The 17,020-nt window shown below is 48.3% G+C and carries 12 protein-coding genes; 1 reads left to right on the top strand and 11 read right to left on the bottom strand.

Translation table 11 applies throughout. The annotated features are described in order from the left end of the window. Positions 1-21 precede the first annotated feature (21 nt). The 10 genes from MUCPA_RS28020 to serC all read right to left on the bottom strand — a co-directional run bounded on the left by MUCPA_RS28020 (position 22) and on the right by serC (position 14,041). Entirely contained in the window at positions 22-1,596 is a 1,575-nt protein-coding gene (locus MUCPA_RS28020) for a TlpA family protein disulfide reductase (RefSeq protein ID WP_008511070.1), read from the bottom strand. 90 nt (positions 1,597-1,686) lie between these two features. Then, positions 1,687-3,066 (bottom strand): RagB/SusD family nutrient uptake outer membrane protein, encoded by a 1,380-nt coding sequence (locus MUCPA_RS28015; protein ID WP_008511068.1) that lies wholly within the window; start codon positions 3,064-3,066, stop codon positions 1,687-1,689. Between the two features lie 11 nt (positions 3,067-3,077). Continuing rightward, on the bottom strand, positions 3,078-6,488 hold the full coding sequence (locus MUCPA_RS28010; protein WP_169316212.1) for a SusC/RagA family TonB-linked outer membrane protein: 3,411 nt from the start codon (positions 6,486-6,488) through the stop codon (positions 3,078-3,080). A 309-nt stretch (positions 6,489-6,797) separates the two neighbouring features. Continuing rightward, complete coding sequence (locus tag MUCPA_RS28005; protein WP_008511066.1) at positions 6,798-7,910, bottom strand: FecR family protein; 1,113 nt, start codon at positions 7,908-7,910, stop codon at positions 6,798-6,800. A gap of 100 nt (positions 7,911-8,010) precedes the next feature. Then, a complete protein-coding gene (locus MUCPA_RS28000; RefSeq protein ID WP_008511065.1) occupies positions 8,011-8,595 on the bottom strand; it encodes an RNA polymerase sigma factor in 585 nt (194 codons plus the stop codon). 111 nt (positions 8,596-8,706) lie between these two features. Beyond that, positions 8,707-9,906 carry a glycine C-acetyltransferase gene (kbl, locus tag MUCPA_RS27995; RefSeq protein ID WP_008511064.1) on the bottom strand — a complete coding sequence of 400 codons (1,200 nt, stop codon included), beginning with the start codon at positions 9,904-9,906 and terminating at the stop codon, positions 8,707-8,709. A gap of 13 nt (positions 9,907-9,919) precedes the next feature. Then, a complete protein-coding gene (locus tag MUCPA_RS27990; protein WP_008511062.1) occupies positions 9,920-10,777 on the bottom strand; it encodes a sigma-70 family RNA polymerase sigma factor in 858 nt (285 codons plus the stop codon). Then, complete coding sequence (locus MUCPA_RS27985) at positions 10,774-11,787, bottom strand: NAD-dependent epimerase/dehydratase family protein (protein ID WP_008511061.1); 1,014 nt, start codon at positions 11,785-11,787, stop codon at positions 10,774-10,776. Before MUCPA_RS27985 ends, MUCPA_RS27990 begins: the two co-directional genes overlap by 4 nt. Beyond that, positions 11,784-12,971 carry a DUF1015 family protein gene (locus MUCPA_RS27980; protein ID WP_008511059.1) on the bottom strand — a complete coding sequence of 396 codons (1,188 nt, stop codon included), beginning with the start codon at positions 12,969-12,971 and terminating at the stop codon, positions 11,784-11,786. Before MUCPA_RS27980 ends, MUCPA_RS27985 begins: the two co-directional genes overlap by 4 nt. After that, positions 12,971-14,041 (bottom strand): 3-phosphoserine/phosphohydroxythreonine transaminase, encoded by a 1,071-nt coding sequence (gene serC / locus MUCPA_RS27975; protein ID WP_008511057.1) that lies wholly within the window; start codon positions 14,039-14,041, stop codon positions 12,971-12,973. The genes MUCPA_RS27980 and serC overlap by 1 nt, the downstream gene beginning before the upstream one ends. A gap of 303 nt (positions 14,042-14,344) precedes the next feature. Here serC and MUCPA_RS27970 point away from each other — a divergent pair, with 303 nt between their 5' ends. Next, the gene (locus MUCPA_RS27970; protein WP_008511055.1) at positions 14,345-14,851 is read left to right on the top strand and encodes an Lrp/AsnC family transcriptional regulator; all 507 of its coding nucleotides are present in this window, start codon (positions 14,345-14,347) and stop codon (positions 14,849-14,851) included. Positions 14,852-14,968: 117 nt separating this feature from the next. Here the strand turns inward: MUCPA_RS27970 and MUCPA_RS27965 are convergent, their stop codons facing one another. Beyond that, positions 14,969-16,954: a DUF4365 domain-containing protein gene (locus MUCPA_RS27965; protein WP_008511054.1), complete on the bottom strand. Its 1,986-nt coding sequence runs from the start codon at positions 16,952-16,954 to the stop codon at positions 14,969-14,971. Positions 16,955-17,020: the final 66 nt, after the last annotated feature.

Genomic DNA, 17,020 nt, shown 5'->3' with positions numbered 1-17,020 from the left:
AGAAAGTTAAATGGCACTGTGCTAATTGCTAGCGGGCGAGAAGGCGATAAAGTCTAAGGACCTATCCTGAACTTGTAATTCCAGATTATATTGATTCAACAATTTTCTTAAATCATCCATCGATGTTAAATCCTTTGGTATCATCATATTCAATGGCTTAAGGTCTGGCCACCCTGTTTCATTAATAATTAAAAACGGTTTTGCTTCAGCCATTCTATTATGATACATTATTTTACTTAACCTCTTACCAGATTCATACTCCCCTATGATATCGTGAAATAGATAACGCAAACCGTAATTGGAATACTTAATAAAAACATCTTTTCCAACTTTAACTTCAGCAGGTTCAATATTTTTAGACTTGTCTTCCGGTGTTTTTGAAGATACTTTATCCTCGCCACGCTTTGTTAAGATATAACAGGGCAAGGTTGTGGTTTGAATAGCAGCGGTCAACTTCAACTTGGAATACAAGTAACCATTTAAGTCTTTAACCATTAAATCCTTTTGTTCTTTTATGGATGTGCTCAACGGTAAGATTTGTTCATAACAACATGATGCTTTTAAAATATCATCACTCGTCACCTCTGCATGTAAGTCCGATCCGGACAGGACAAAACTATTGGCCAGGCGAGAGAAGTTATTCGTTATGCGGGCCGTGTCGGCCGCTATCGGTAGGATTATAAATTGTTCTAGCCCACCAGAATTATACACAATATGTTTTCTTTCGATTTGTTCTAAAACCTGAACTCCCAAAGAACTATGTTCAAAAATGTTTAGTAGTGGATAATTAATGTAGGATTTCCTTGTCGTTTTTGTTATGGAGTCTTTCGCGCTCACCAAGGAAAATCTACCCAGATTATTATTATATGCCGAAAAAAAAGCCCCATAGACTACTGGAATATCGGTCATATTTCCAAGATACTCATAATACGGCCGACGGGATTTACCAAATCCGAAATTTGGAGACATATTTATGTCATTCATGGAATAAACGTCTTTATCATCTATAATATCCTGTATCTTTTGTGGGTAAGTACCTTCATGCCCACCCAACGATCTAATGATACCATTTTTGTCAATGATTACATGAAATGGTATGCCACGGAATGTCCAAAGTTTGGCCCATTTCGAATTATAGTATTCATCCAGACTGCTTAATGTCTTTTCTAACACGATGGAGGGTAAAGTGGATGCGCTCTTCAAATCTTTCGCATGCCTTGCTTTTAAAAACCTGGCTCCTCCAGAATTGATTTCTTCCTCAGACTCATTAGTGTTTATTAAAAAAATTTGAATTTTATCGCCAAATTGCCGTTGTAGTTCTTCCATTCGCGGGATATTTGCTATGCAAGTCGCGCAGTCAGTGCCCCAAAAATCTAAGATAACAACCTTACCTTTTAGTTCAGAAAAATGGGTTTTACCAGTTGTGTTGTTTAAAATTTTGCCAAAAGGGATATCAGGCATTTTATTGCCTACCGTTAAATTGTGAATCCCATATTTATTAAACCATTCGTCACCGATTTTTTCTCGCCAGTGCCCTTGTGCAACAGCAACAATAGAGACTAAGACCATCATTAGGGAAACGCTCAACTTTTTCATAATCAGTATTATATAAAATTAAAAAAACGGGCACAATAATTCCAGTTAACCATTGGCTAAAACTTATTGTGCCCTTAAAATACCAGTCTTTTACCTGGGGTTTTGTACTATCCCCCGTTTGATGATCTCGTCAGTCGGTATTTGCATGACCCAGCGGTTATCATTAGGTGGCAACGTATATATTTTGCCATTGATGATACGTTTTAATGTAATGGTAGAGTCTTCCAAATTGTATCTTCTCAGATCCGTCCAACGTTGGTTTCGAAATACAAGTTCTTTTCGACGTTCAATTCTGATTTTTTGTAAAGCATTAGATGCATCAGAGGCAACTAAATCGACATATTTACCAGTTGTCCAACGTGTTTTCAAAAGCGTATTTAAGTCAAACATCGCAGAAATAGAGTTGCCGTTTTTGGCGTAACACTCTGCCCGTATTAATAGCAATTCACTGGTAGTCAATCCACTGAACGTCCCCCAAGTTGCTTTTTGACCTGCATAGGAGCCCCAGAAATAATATGTACCGGCTTTGGCTCCGGTATTTGCATTAAAATATACTTTTTTCCTTAGATCATCCTGTGAATAGGATTTATATAAATTAGAATCCACCTTACACTTGTCGTTTTTTAATAATTGCGCTGAATTATAACTGTAATATATCACTTCAACGTTCGGAACCTTAATTGGAGGGCTTTGAACAGGAATCAATCCATTATAGTTTAATAAGGCATTTTGCTGATCAAGTGCCATTTTAGCGTACGTTCCAGCATTTGTATAGTCGCGCATGCTTAAGTAAACACGTGCAAGCTCCGCATATGCGGCTATCTTGCAAGGTCTGGTAATAACTGAACTTCTTACAGGTAATAATTCTATGGATTGTTTCAAATCATTTATGATTTGATCGTAGGTTGTTTGGACCGAAGCTCTTCCAACAACTTCATTAATGTCTGCACTTTGCTTAAGCAATAATCCTGGATCTGTTGCTGCTGTAGATGAAAACGGTTTACAATAAAGTTGCGCTAATTCAAAAAAGCTATAGGCCCTAATAAACAGGGCACTTCCCTGAATCTGGTTATACAAAGCTGCATCACTTGGTGCGGATTCTACCAGAGGTAAATAAGTCAAGGCCAGATTTGAGTAATACACAGGGCTTGGATAGGAAACATTCCAAGGTAGTCCGTAGGGTATAGCATCCTTGTTCCAAGTGTAGTATTGTGCGTCACTTATATATTGATTATAGTCTGATGCAGTGAGGTAATAATTGTCAGCTAAGGCTTCCCCAAAAACAGCTGAGGATTCATTAATCCGTGCTGAGTTATCTAATAAAGCTTGAAGGTCGCTAAGCGAAGAGGGAACATTTGCCAACTTATCTGGCTTTTTGTCCAAAAACTTTTTGCAGGAAGTTATGCCGCAAAGCACTACCACGATAATTAGAATAAATTTATAATGATTGCAATATTTATTGAATTTCATGATTTTTACAATTAAAAATTAACATTTAAACCAGCTGTTAAGGTCTTTATTGGTGCAGTGAAGCCACCATTCCCGCCAACAAAATCCGGGTCGTAATTTGTTTTAGCGGCTTTCCATAAAATTAGATTTAGGTTATTTGCATATAAGAATGTTTGCAAGTGATATTTTTTAGATGAAAAGTTGCCAATACTAAAATCATAAGCCAGTCTTAAATCTTGTATTCTAATATTGTCGGCCTTTTTTACTGTAATCTCGGAAAGTTGATAAAAGGAATTTTTACTACTTGTATTGCCGCTTGCCGGATAACTCATTGAAGGAATATTTGTAATTAATTCGTCTCCCGGTTTTTGCCAGCGATTATAATAATCCGCTGAAAGAAAATTACTATTTACTGCGTTGACGTAGTCCAGATCCATTACTGGCTCTCTAAAGAAATATTTAAACCTCGCTGTAAGGTTAAAGGATAAAGTAAAACCTCTATAGCTTATATTATTTCGAATAAAACCTGAATACAAAGGAATGGAAGAACCATGAAACACCTGATTTTGGATCGAATCTGTTGCAATTAAATTATAGTTATTGGATATCTGTCCTTGATAATAACCTCTCGGATCACCAGTTACAGGATCCAATCCGGCCCATTTATAGCTCGCTAGGCCGTAGGCAAGTTGGCCAGGAACAGCATTAACCGAATATCCCGACAAATCTCGGACAGTTATGGCCGTTGGTTTGTCGATTTTCGTAACGATGGTCTTAGCGTAACTTAATCCAATATTAGTCGACCAGCTAATCTTTCCAATCGTATTGACCGAATTTATATTCAGATCAAAACCACTCCCTTTTAAATCGGCGGCGTTTATCGGTGTAAAGTTTACACCGGAAGAAATCGGCAAGTATTTATTGGCAATAACATCAGTGGATTTTTTACTGTAAACTTCAAAGGTTCCACTTAGCCGACCTTTAAACAACTGATAGTCGATTCCAAAATTCAGAGTAGCATTTTGTTCCCATCTTAAATTTGGATTGGGTGGTTGGTTTGCAGAAGCATAATCTAAACCAGTTAAGATAACGGGATCTGAGGAACTGAAAAATGTAAACTTTCCAGATAGTCTATTATTAACGTTTCCGGTATAACCAAATGAGCTACGTAGGCGTAAACTTGCTACCCAGTCCACTTTAAAATATTCCTCTTTGGAGATATCCCATGAACCACCGACTGACCATAGTGGTTTCCACTTGTTATTAGTACTAACGCCAAATACGTTAGCACCGTCACGCCTGGCGCTTCCAAACAGCGTGTATTTATCTTTATAACTATAAGAAACATTTCCCAAAATCGAAACAATCCTATTTGTTAATGATTCCTGTAAGAGGTTTACTGTTGAAATTTGAGCAGAAGCACCGGGAGATGCACCATAAAAAATCGGATAATAATCTGCGTAATTCAATACTTGAGTAACGGAACCCGTGTTTTCATTGTAACCATACAGCCTTTGAGCGCTAGTTAAACCGTAAATATTGGACAATTCCGCTCCAATAAGTCCCGTGATGACATTGTCCCCGTTCCAAGCTTTATTGAAATTCAGCGTACCTCTGACATTATTGGATATATTTTCAGAATTACTTATATCAACAATTCCGCCATATGGAACCTGATATTTTGCGATTCCAGTTACATTCGGTAATGTAAATCCGTTGATGGTATTCCGTGTTGAGTAGGTATTTAAACTTTGAATGTTTTCAGATGAGCCTGTGGCAACCGTGTACTGATACTGAATATTAGCTTTTAACCAATTGGTGACCGCGTATGATGTCGCGACATTAAACCTTGTAAAATAACTTTTTCGGGTGTTGTCAGCGTTCCTGATTTCATCTAGTGGGCGGTAATGCCAATCAAGTAACTTGCCACCGCCAACGGTATCAATATACGCTAGCCGATAAGTATTAGCAATCGCTGCTGGGCCCCCGTTATTATCCACCAAGCTTGCGTACGGCGCTGTCGTAGATGGCAGTTGAAGTGTATAACTTTTAGCCAATCCTTGGGAGTAATTAATACCAAATTGCAGTTCCAGCTTTTTAGACACCTTGTAGGTAGTATTACTATTAACAGTAAACTGTTGATCTGGCTTACTGCCAATAGTACTATTTAGTGTATTGTTATAACCAAGTGAAAACTGATACGCTAAATTATTGCTACCACCGGTCAAGCTAGTTTGATATTGCTGCCTAAGCGGATTTCTATAAACATATTTGTTAAGATCATTCCTTAAATCATGACCTCGAAGCGCATTGATTTGTGCAGCCGCATCTGTTAAAGAAAGACCGTTTCGGGTTTGAGCAAGAATTTCAACAACAGGGGATAATACCGGGCGATCATCTGTATTATTGATATTGCTATCATAATAGCCCTTGTTAAAAAGCATCTGTTCTATGTCTATAAAATCCGATGGGCTAACGGTTGGAAAATAATCCAATTTTTGTTTTTCATCAACCGAGACATTTGAAGTTATCGAAACGCGCAATGGTTGATTTAATTTCCCACGCTTGGTTGTGATAACGATAACGCCGTTGCCAGCTCTGGTTCCCCATATAGATGCTGCAGCCGCATCTTTCAAAACAGTTATGTTTTCTACGTCGTTCGCGTTGATCGAATTAATATCAAATGCGTCCTCCATAGGAAAATTATCAACAACAATCAATGGCGAGGTCGGCGTTTGGCTTACCCCCAAAGTACTGATGCCCCTAACCTGAATAGGAAATGCCGCCCCACCTTTTTTATTAAACAACAGTCCTGTTACAGTTCCGTCTAAGCGATCAATAATGCCCATTCCTGCGCGCCGCGCATAATTCGCACTATCTAATTGGGAAAATGATCCGACAAAACGCTCTTTAGAAATTTTTTGATAGCCGGTGGAAACTACAACCTCGGATAATTTTGCGTTACCTAATTCAAGTGTAATATCCCCCATTTGCGCTTTAGTAGGCAACTCAACCGTTATGTAGCCGATGAAACTGATCACCAGCACAGATTTATCATCAATATCAAGAAAATGAAATTTTCCGTCTGCACTTGTTATTGAGATCAGTTTTGTCCCCTTAACGACCACTGTGGCTCCTTGTAACGGGCTCCCTTTTTCATCAATTACACGGCCATCTACCGATATTGGTTTTAGTGCTTCGCCCAGAGACTTCTCAGGGGTCTTCACCTTTGGAGACACTACCACGACCTTATCCTTGATCACATAATCTAAGGGTTGATCCTTAAAAACCAACCTCAGCGCCTCCTCCACGTCCACTCCCGTCACATTTACATCTACAGGCTTCGCCTTATCCAACGTCGAATTCGTAAACGCAAAATCATAACCACTCTGCTTGCGGATATCCCGCAGCACATCGACCAGCAAAGCCTGTTTCTTATTCAAAGTGATCTTTTGTGCAAAGGAACTTGCACTTACCTGTAGAATAGCCGTGATCAGTAAAATGACAGTGAGCCTCATCGTTAACAGGATTTTAGCCGTACTCCCCTGAAAGATGCAGGGTCGTACAAATTTTTTAGGGTAAAAATTGTACATTTGTTTTAAGCATGGTTTTAATGCGCCTGCCCCCATTGTCAAGATGTCCAGGGCAAACGCAGGTTAAATAATTTAAACAATTAGGAGAGGCCAGCTTTTAAGTCATTCCGGCCTCGAACCCGGAATGGCTTTTTTTTGTGACCATGTTGCTGGTAAACGTTATTGCATCACCGTCACGCTCCTTCCTTCCACTTTGAAGCGGACTCCTTTGGTAGATTCTAAGCTTGCCAGTACCTGGCTGATGTTTTTGAAGCGCGAGATCGCGACCTGGAAACCCTCGGAAGAAGGTTTACCTTCATAGGTCACGTCGATATCGTACCAGCGCGCCAGTTGCCGCATGATCGTTTGGATATTTTCGCCCTTGAAGACGAAGTCTCCGTTATGCCAGGCGGTTTCCAGTTCCGTATCGGCTGTTTTTACGGTCAGGCCTTCAGCGTTGAAGATGCTTTGTTGACCTGGTTTAATAAATTGCTCGCTATGGTTCGCAATTACTTTTACAGAGCCTTCTAAGAGTGTGGTTCTTGTTGCGGCTTCATTGCTGTAACTGTTCACGTCGAAGTGCGTACCCAATACTTCTACGGTTTGGCCTTTGCTCAGCACCCGGAAAGGTTTGGCTTTGTTGTGGGCGACTTCGAAATAGGCTTCGCCGGTCAGTTCGACTTTTCTTTCCGGACCATTAAAGGAGGCCGGGTATTTCAGGGATGATTCGGCGTTCAGCCAGACATGGGTGCCGTCGGCCAGGACCACGTCGTACTGTTCTTTGCGTTTGGTGGTGATGGTATTATATAAGGCTTCGGTGGCGTTGCCGGAATATTGTAGCTGGCCGTTGGCCGTTTTGTTGATGGCGACCTGGCCCTGCATGGCGATCTGCCCTTTGGGTTTGCTGTTCAGCACGATCTGCTGGCCGTTGCTAAGGGTCAGTGTGGCGCTGTTCGTGCCAGGGGTCACGTCATGTGTTTGGGCGACTTGTTTGGTTTGTTCCTGATGGAAATAGCGGTAGGTGCCGAATGACAGGGCTAATAAGATAGAGGCGGCAACCGCGTAACGGCGCCACATCGGGCGTCGGTTGTTTGGTGTTTCTTCCAAACCGGCGCGCTCCAGGGTGCCCTGCCATAGTTCTGCTTTCAGCGTCGGCAGGTCCTCTTCAGTGTCCGAATATATGGTTTGGCTCCCCTCCAGGAGATACCAGCGTTCGAGCAGGGCTTTTTCTTCGGCGCTGGCTTTCCCCTGGTTGTATTTTTCTACTAGTGCTGCTGCTTCCTGTGTGGTCATGCTGTTAATACATGGTGTATTTATAGATAAAACAGCCCAGGATGGCCTTGGGGGTAGATGGATTTAAAATAAATTTAATGTTTTGTTAATCTTGGCGGGATCAGCGGAAGAAAAGCAGGATGGCGATGCCGGTCCCGGCGTCCCTTAAGCGGGGTTTGAGGATCTTGAGGGCGTTTTGTACCTGTTTTTTGACGGTCTGGTCGGAAAGGTTCAGTTGCTCGGCGATCTCTTTATGAGAGAGGTTCTGTTTGCGGCTGAGTTCGAAGATCTCCCGCATTTTGGGGGGCAGTAACTGGATCTCTCTTTCTACGGCGGCTTCGAGGTCGCGTTCTTCGAGGTGCTCGATGGTGGCGGTGCTTTCTTCGGTTGCGAAGCGGGCGATGGCGTTGAAGTAATCGTGCCTGGTCTTGTGCTGGCTCATCAGGTTGAAGACGCGGTTCCGGGCGGCGGTGTAGAGGTAGCCGGATACGTTGGTGTCTTCGGTGAGCAGGTGGCTTTTCAGCCAGAGCGTGCTGAAGATCTCCTGGATGAGGTCTTTGGCTTCTTCCCGGTTCTTGATCATTTTATAGGCGTGGGCGTACATGATGCTCCAGTAACGGTCGTAGATTTCGGTGAACGCGGCCTGGTCGCCCGACTTCAATAAGTCGACCAATTCCGGGTCGGAAAGGCTGCGGTACGTGCTCATGTCGGGGAAAACAATTAGCTAATTTAGCAAATTGTCTCCCCATTTCAAAATATTGCTTTTAAAAGCGAACAAATGGCAGGCGTTTGACGTATGGCGGGCTGCTCTTTTGCTTCATGAGTTGATTGATGAAATGATGCCTAGGGCGGTGCCTACTTTGGTGAAGGCGGCCACGGCCCGGTCGAGGTGTTCCTGTTCATGCGCGGCCGATAGCTGTACCCGGATGCGGGCCTGGCCTTCGGGGACGACGGGATAGCAGAAGCCGATGACGTAAATGCCTTCTTCCAGCATGCTTGCGGCAAAAGCCTGCGCTAGTTTCGCGTCGTAGAGCATAACGGGGACGATCGGGTGGGAACCGGGCCTGATATCAAAGCCGGCGGCGGTCAGCTGTTCCCGGAAATAGCGGGTGTTGTTTTCCAGTTTGTCCCGCAAATGGGTGGAAGCCAATAGCTGGTCAAGGACGGCGATGCTGGCCCCGGTGATGGCGGGTGCCAGGGTATTGGAGAACAGATAGGGCCTGGAGCGCTGGCGCAGCAGCGCGATGATCTCTTTGCGCCCGGAGGTAAATCCGCCGGATGCGCCGCCCAGGGCTTTACCCAGGGTCCCCGTCAGGATGTCGACACGGTCCATGACCTGGTGGTGTTCGTGTGTTCCCCGGCCGTTTTTGCCGAGAAAGCCGGTGCAGTGGCTTTCGTCGCTCATGACCAGGGCATCGTAGCGTTCCGCCAGTGCGCAGATCTCGTCCAGCCGGGCGATGGTGCCGTCCATGGAAAATGCGCCGTCGGTGACGATGAGCCGGTGCCGGAGGTGCTGTGTGGACTGGAGGTGTTTTTCAAGGTCGGCCATGTCGTCGTGCAGGTAGCGGTAGCGTTGCGCTTTGCATAAACGTATCCCGTCGATGATGGACGCGTGGTTCAGCTGGTCGGAAATGATGGCGTCTGTTTCATTAAAGAGGGGCTCGAAGATACCGCCGTTGGCATCGAAGGCGGCGGCATAGAGGATGGTGTCTTCCGTGCCGAGGAATTCGGATAGTTTGCGTTCCAGGGTTTGGTGGATATCCTGGGTGCCGCAAATGAAGCGGACGGAGGACAGCCCGTAGCCATGGGTGTCGATGGCCGCTTTGGCGGCTGCGGTGACGCCGGGCTGGTTGGACAAGCCCAAGTAATTATTGGCGCAGAAATTCAGCACGGTTTTACCGTTGACGGTGATCTCGGGGCCCTGGGCGGAGCTGATGATCCTTTCGTTTTTATAGAGGCCGGAATCCCGGATCTGGTCGAGTTCCTGTTGCAGGCGGTGTTTTAAGGTGTCGTACATGGGCGGTGATGGATTAGCTATGGTGTTGAAATGTGGTGGTGGCGGCCTGTTCGCGGAGGGTTTGCAGGGCCTGGTTGCGGATCTGCCGCACGCGTTCCGCGCTGATCCCCAGCAGCGGGGCGATATCGATGGGCGGCAGGGCGGTTTTCCCGTCGAGGCCGAAGGTCCAGCGGATCACTTCCTGGTCCCGGGAAGTAAGCGTGCTCAATAATTGGCGGACTTCTTGTTGGTTGGAAAGGACCATCAGTTCATGGTCGGTCGCCTGTTCGTTGCCGGGCAGGACATCCAGCAGGTTGTTTTCGTCTTCGGTACGGAATGGCGCGTCGTAAGAGGCGGTCCGGGTCGCGAAATAAAGGGCGTCGCTGACCTTATCTTCGCTCGTTTCCAGGTATTCCGCCAGTTCATTCGTGGTGGGCTGTCTTTCCATCTGTTGCTCCAGCAGGGCCAGGGCTTTATTCATTTTGGTGATGTCCCCGACCTGGTTCATGGGCAGGCGGATCATGCGGGAATGTTCGGCGATGGCGGATAAGATACATTGCCTGATCCACCAGACGGCGTAGGAGATGAACTTGAACCCTTTGGTCTCATCGAATTTTTTGGCGGCTTTCATCAGGCCGACGTTGCCTTCGCTGATCAGGTCGGATAAGGGCAGGCCCTGGTGCTGGTACTTTTTAGCGACCGATACGACAAAACGCAGGTTGGTTTTGGTCAGGCGGTCCAGTGCGGCCTGATCGCCGAGCCGGATCTTTTGGGCCAGGACGACCTCCTCTTCCGCGCTGAGGAGGTCTGTCCTGCCGAGTTCGTTCAGGTAGGTTTCCAGCGACTGGCTGTCGCGGTTGGTAAAGGAGGGCGTGATCTGGAGCTGTCTCATGGTTCGCTGAGTTTGGTAAATACGTACTGGTCCTGGTCATGATGGGTTTGAACGGGGGGCGCTGGGGTTTGCCGCCGTTCCTGCAATTGCTGCAGCATCTCGGTCACCATCGCGTTGAGGTCATAACCGGGTTTCCAGCCCCAGTCCTGCCGGGCGGAAGCGTCCTGGATACTGGCGGGCCAGCTGTCGGCGATGGCCTGCCGGTAATCCGGTTCGTATTGGATGTCAAAAGCCGGTAAGCGCTCCCGGATGGCGGCGGCCAGGTCGCAGGGCGAAAAGCTCATGGCGGCCAGGTTATAGGAAGTCCGCACCCGGACCTGTTCTTTCGGCGCCTCCATCAGTTCCAGGGTGGCCCTGACGGCGTCGGGCATATACATCATGGGCAGACAGGTATCTTCTTTCAGGAAACAGCGGAAGGTTTGCCCGTCCAGCGCTTTGTAAAAGATATCCACCGCGTAGTCGGTCGTACCGCCCCCGGGGGGTGTACTGTGGGAGATCAGGCCCGGGTAGCGCAGGCTGCGGACATCGACGCCGTGTTTTTCAAAGTAATAGTTGCACCAGTATTCACCCGAGCGTTTGCTGATGCCGTAAATGGTATTCGGCTGGATGAAGGTATCCTGCGGGCAGAGGTGTTTGGGGGAGCCCGGGCCGAAGACGGCAATGCTGCTCGGCCAGAAGACTTTGTCCAGGCGCTGGGCGGCGGCGATCTTCAGGACGTGGATCAGGCCTTGCATGTTCAGTTCCCAGGCCGCGTGGATGTTTTGTTCCCCGCTGGCCGAGAGCATGGCGGCCAGCAGGTAGATCTGGGTGACCTTTTCCCGGCGGACCAGATCGGCCAGCGCCCCGAAATTCAGCACGTCCAGTTGTACATACGGCCCCTGGACGGTGTCCTGGGTATGGCGGTCAGCGGCGATGACGGCATGGCTGCCGTGTTGTTTGCGTAGCGCGGCCGTCAGTTCGGTACCCAATTGCCCGAGCGCGCCGATCACTAAAATTTTGACAGGTTTCATATCGTTGGTTTATGGTGGTTCATCAGTAAGCCGTAAGGTATTTTGGGGTCGATCCAGCTCGATTTCGGCGGGAGTACTTCGCCGGCATCGGCGACGGCGGTCAGTTCGCTGACCGCCAGGGGGCAAAGCGTAAAAGCGATGGCTCCCGGGTGGGCGTCCAGCAGGGCGTTGATCTCGGGGAGCGCCTGCTCGCCGCCCAGGCATTTGAGCCGGGGATCGGTCTTCGGGTCCTTGATACCGAATACCGGGGCGAGGACGTATTGCTGTAAGATCGCGGCATCAGTGGCTCTGCCGGGGCTTTGATCCTGGTAGGTATGGGGTCTGGCCAGCAAATGGTACCAGGTGCCGCCGAGGAAGAGGCCAAAGCGGTGCGGTTCCCGTGGCTGGATGCTCCGGTCGCTTCCCTCGCCCAGCAGGTCAAAATGCCGCATCAGTTGCTGGAGCAGGGCGCCGGGTGCTGCCGGAACTTCGGGGAGCACGACGCGGTCATATTCCCGGATCCTGAGTTCGTCAGTGGAAAGATACAGGGAAGAGATATCCGGGAAGGGTGTTTGCGCGGCCGATTCGAATCGGTGATGCCCGTCGGCGAGGTAAACCGGCCCGACTTTTTCAAATGCTTTGACCAATTGTCGCACCAGGTCCGGCGCTTCGATCTTCCAGAGGCGGTGCAGACCCAAATGATTACCTAAAGTCGAATGCGGCCCGCTTTTGGCTTGTGCGATGAGCCGGTTGATAGTGGGGTCCGGGGCGTAAGCGAGTAAGACAGGGCTGCCTTCCAGTCCGGTGGCTAACCGGTAATTTGTTAAACGCCGCACGCTGTCGCCAAAGGTCAGTTCGTGTGTCCTGATGGTGCCGTTGGTATAGTTAGAACGGTCGGTGACCGCCCAGATGCCGGTTTGTTTACAGGCAGGGCTTTCCACTTCGTAGACGTAGATACCGGGCTGTTCATCTTGCAAGAGGGTGCCGTTTTCCAATAAGTGGCGCAGCGTTCCGTTGATCGCGGCGAAGGCTTCGGCCTGTCCGGCCTGTGTTTCGGGGCGCAGCCGCGCGCCGGTTTCCAGCAGGGTCTTCAGGGGCGGTAACACCTCGCCGGCCACCGAAGCGGTCTGTGGCTTGGTCAGGACCAACTGGTCGGCGAAAACGGGGTTCGGGCGTATCGCCCGGAAGGGTTTGATCGCCGCCATCAGATCTCCAGGGCCTGGTCGTTGGAAAAATCACGCAGGGCATTCACCAGCGCGGTCACACTCTCATAGGGCAGGGCGTTGTACAGGGAGGCCCGGAAACCGCCGACGGTACGGTAGCCGCGGATGCCGACCAGGCCACGCCGGGCCGCGAAATCCAAAAAATGCGGTTCAAGTGCTTCGTTCCGGATCTTGAAGGTCACATTCATCAGGGATCGGTCGGCTGCCGGGGCAAGTCCTTCAAACAGCGGGTTGCGGTCGATCTCATCGTACAGGGCCTGCGCTTTGCATAGGTTCTCCCGGGCGATCAGGTTGACGCCGCCTTTCTTTTTCAGCCATTGCAGGTTGAGCATGGCGGTATAGATGGCGAATACGGGCGGTGTATTGTATAGGGAGCCGTTGTCCCGATACACGCGGTAATCCAGCATGGAAGGAAGCGGATGCTTGACGCTGTCCAGGAAAGTGTTTTTGGCGATGACCAGGGTCATGCCCGCCGGGCCCATGTTCTTTTGCGCGCCGGCATAGATCAGGGCGAAGCGGCTGACATCGATCTTCCGCGAAAAAATATCGGAGGACATGTCGCAGATGACCGGCACCGGGGTTTCCGGGAAACTGAACATTTCCGTGCCTTCGATGGTATTGTTGCTGGTGCAGTGGAAATAGGCTGCTGAACCGGGTATAGTATAGGTTTTGCTTTGTTTCCAGTCGATGGTTTCCACTTTACCGAACAGCTTTGCTTCTTTGATGGCCTTTTGCCCGAAGTATCCCCCGTCCAGGTAAACCGCTGTTTTTGGGCTGCCTTGTGAAAAATTCATAGGTACCATACAGAACTGCAGGCTCGCCCCACCCTGTAAGAACAGGACGCTGTAATCTTCGGGCACGTCCAGCAGTTCGCGTACCAGTGCTTCCGTGTTTCGGATCACTGCTTCAAATTCAGGCGAACGGTGCGATATCTCTAAAATGGATAAACCGGCCTTGTCCCAATGCTCCACGGCATCGGCGGCTTGTTTTAAGACGGTTTGCGGTAAAATGCAGGGCCCCGCCCCGAAGTTATGCTTGCTGGTTTTGCTCATGTTGGTTGAAGGTTTTACAGCGGGTTGGCTTCCGCGATCGTGGTGTAAAGTTTCAGCCTTTTAGTTATTAATGCTATACTTGCGGCACACTTTGGTTAAAATAGCTAAGATGCGGCAGGCACGTAGTTATTTTAACTAAGCATGAACCAATTGAACTGACTTTTTCTTTCAAAAATGCTTTTTGGCCACCTTGCTTACACGAAGCCGGTTGGTGCGGAAGCGTATTTTTGCTTAACGTTTTCACAGACAGGCGCCGGGAGTAGCCTGCACTGCCGTTTATTTTTTTTATCTATACACTAAGTTATGGTGAACTTCCCGACAACGAACAACAAAGCGGTACAGGTGATCAAACCCCTTGATGATATCGACCGCAGGATATTAAGCTTGCTGCAAAAAGATGCAGAAATGACGGATAAAGAGATCGGCGACAAGCTCAGCCGCAGTATTACGGCCATCCGTTCCCGGATCAAACGGTTAAAAGAAGAAGGTTATATCCACAGGTATACGGTATTGCTTGACCCGGCCAAGATCGGGCGCGGCCTGCTCGCTTATACCCAGATCACGCTGAGCAAGCACAGCCAAAAAGGGCTTACGGATTTCCAGCAACAAGTGGTGCTGTTACCCGAGGTCACCGAATGTTACCACATGAACGGCACCTATGATTTCCTGTTGCGGATCGCGATCCGGGATATGGAGGAATACAACAAGGTGCTGATGGCCAAACTTTCCCGCTTAAAGAACGTCCGGACCATGCATACTTTTTTTGTCATGTCAGAACTGAAATATGAAACGGCGTTCGAACTGAGTTGAGGTATGGGACGGGGATAGTCAAGGATGGAAAATGTCAAATTCAACTGGCGTTTGTCGGCGGTTTAATTCCTGCTGGCACCATAACGAAGCATACTATGCCTTTGGCTAAACCCCCCTTCAATACCCCCAGCTTTTTAATAACTGGTCCACGTCCGCAGAATATGGGGAAATGATATTGGTCAGTTTATTCCGCAGTGCATAACGGTGTTCCTGTCCGTAGAATTCTTCCGGTGATGCCGCGCCGGTGCGTTGCTGGATCAGCTCGACCCTTTCCGGGTCGCAGCGCAGGTAAAACAGCCGCCAGGTTTCCACTTCCCTGATCAGGACCGGCAGGTATTGCGGTGTTAAATTCAAGGTAGCCAGGAGGCCTTTGGCGCTTTGGGCGATGTCCTCATCATCCATATCCTCGCAATGATACATGGGCCGCTCGTTCATTTCCTTTGCCACTTCCTGGTGCTTAAGCAGTAACTGATCGTAATGATATTGGTAGGGGTCCAGTTCCAGCGCTGTTTCCAGTTTTTGTCTGGCGGCTTCCAGTTCCTGATCGTTAAAATCAAGCTGGTAATGGTAATGCATCCGACCGATCTTCAGCAGTTCCAGGCCATAACACAAAGCGGCGTACGCATGCTGCTGATAGCCCAGCTCAGAAAAAAGATTGGTCGCTCCCCATATCAGTTCGATATGATTCCGGTAAATACCGTTCTCATGCGGCTTGATGTGCTGCAGCATGGGGTAATTACCGACCAGGTCCAGGTCATGACCGAGCACAGCTTTGGCCCGCAGGTCGATGACCGAGGCCATTAACAGTTTATCGTTTTCGGTTTCGCCGGCTTTGAACAAACGGTCGAGGGTAGCGAATAAAACGGTTTCCAGGGTTTTGATCGCGACATCCTGTACGTTTTGCTGATCGGTCATCCCGGGTATTTTTGACCACTCGCGGACGAAAAGCGCCCGGTAATGTTCTTTCCGATAAAGATTGATCAGCAGCAATAAATTCTCCGCGTTCCATATCTCCAGGAGTTTCCTGGTGCCGGGCTTGACCTCGAGCTGCTGAATGCGTGTAAATAATTCCGCGATGGTTTGGCCGGCCTTCGGCGGGACCGGCACCCCTAACGGGGTATTTACCAATTCGTAATAGGAAATATTGATCTCCAGCATGACCAGGTTTTGCGCGGAACTGGCCTTGGCTTTCAGCGCTTTTATAGCGGTCAAAAAATCAGCAGTGCTGATCTCATCAAGGGTCAGGCGTGTTTTGAGGTCGCTATAGTGGGTAACCAGCAATTCATCTGCTGTCAGGTCGCTGCGCCTTTTTACCTTAGCCATATAAAAATGAGCCTCAGCGTATTTGCCGACCTCGCCATAGACGACAGCGGCGATGATCAATAAATGTTTATCGGCAACGATCTCCTGGTTAGTGATCTGCGTGATCATTTGGTAGAGCAGCGGCAGATCATGATAATCCTGGAGAAAGGACATCCCATGCGCCAGCAGCAGGCGCTTGATATCATCCGGGTTACGGACATCGTAAGTTGGCTGGCCGGGTTTGGCGATCGTGGTGTAATTGTATCGTGCCCCGTAAGAGTTCAGGATGAGCTCCGCGCTTTTGAAGCGTTGGGTAAAATAAGCATGTATTCGGGCGGCCTTTTCGTCGTCCAGCAGCTGATCGACCGGGATGCGGATATTCACCTTATCGTTCATGTGCCAGTCGTCGTTCGGCCGTTCCTCTGCCAACCGTTTATAGACAGCATCTGCGAAATCAAAGAAACAGCGGTCTTGCTGTACATCATGCAGCACGATCAGCCCCGTGCCGATGGGCCGGTTCAGCAGGTAGGCCAGCCGGGAAGTTTCAAAGGGATAGGAAATATATTCCTTACCGGCGACGATGACCGGGTTTTCAATGCTTTTTAACTGGATGCCAAACCGCCTGTTGGTCGCGTTACTTGCGCTGTCGATCAGTTCTGCATCAAAATCACAGCCTTTATCGGGTACATCCGTCCGGCATATCAAATTGTTCAGTTGGTTCAGCGAACGTTTTAAACTGGTCTCGGACTGTTCACTGAATTTAGAATAGCGGTCTACATTGGGAAGTTCGAAAAAACTCATGGTTGCAAAAAAATAAAAGTACGGATTAAAAGAGTACCGACGCGAGAGCGATGAAGCAATGTTTTA

Origin of the sequence: Mucilaginibacter paludis DSM 18603 (genome assembly GCF_000166195.2) — a bacterium.
Taxonomy (GTDB): Bacteria; Bacteroidota; Bacteroidia; order Sphingobacteriales; family Sphingobacteriaceae; genus Mucilaginibacter; species Mucilaginibacter paludis.
Note: the sequence above shows the minus strand (reverse complement) of the source record. Positions and strands in the feature narration are given on the sequence as shown.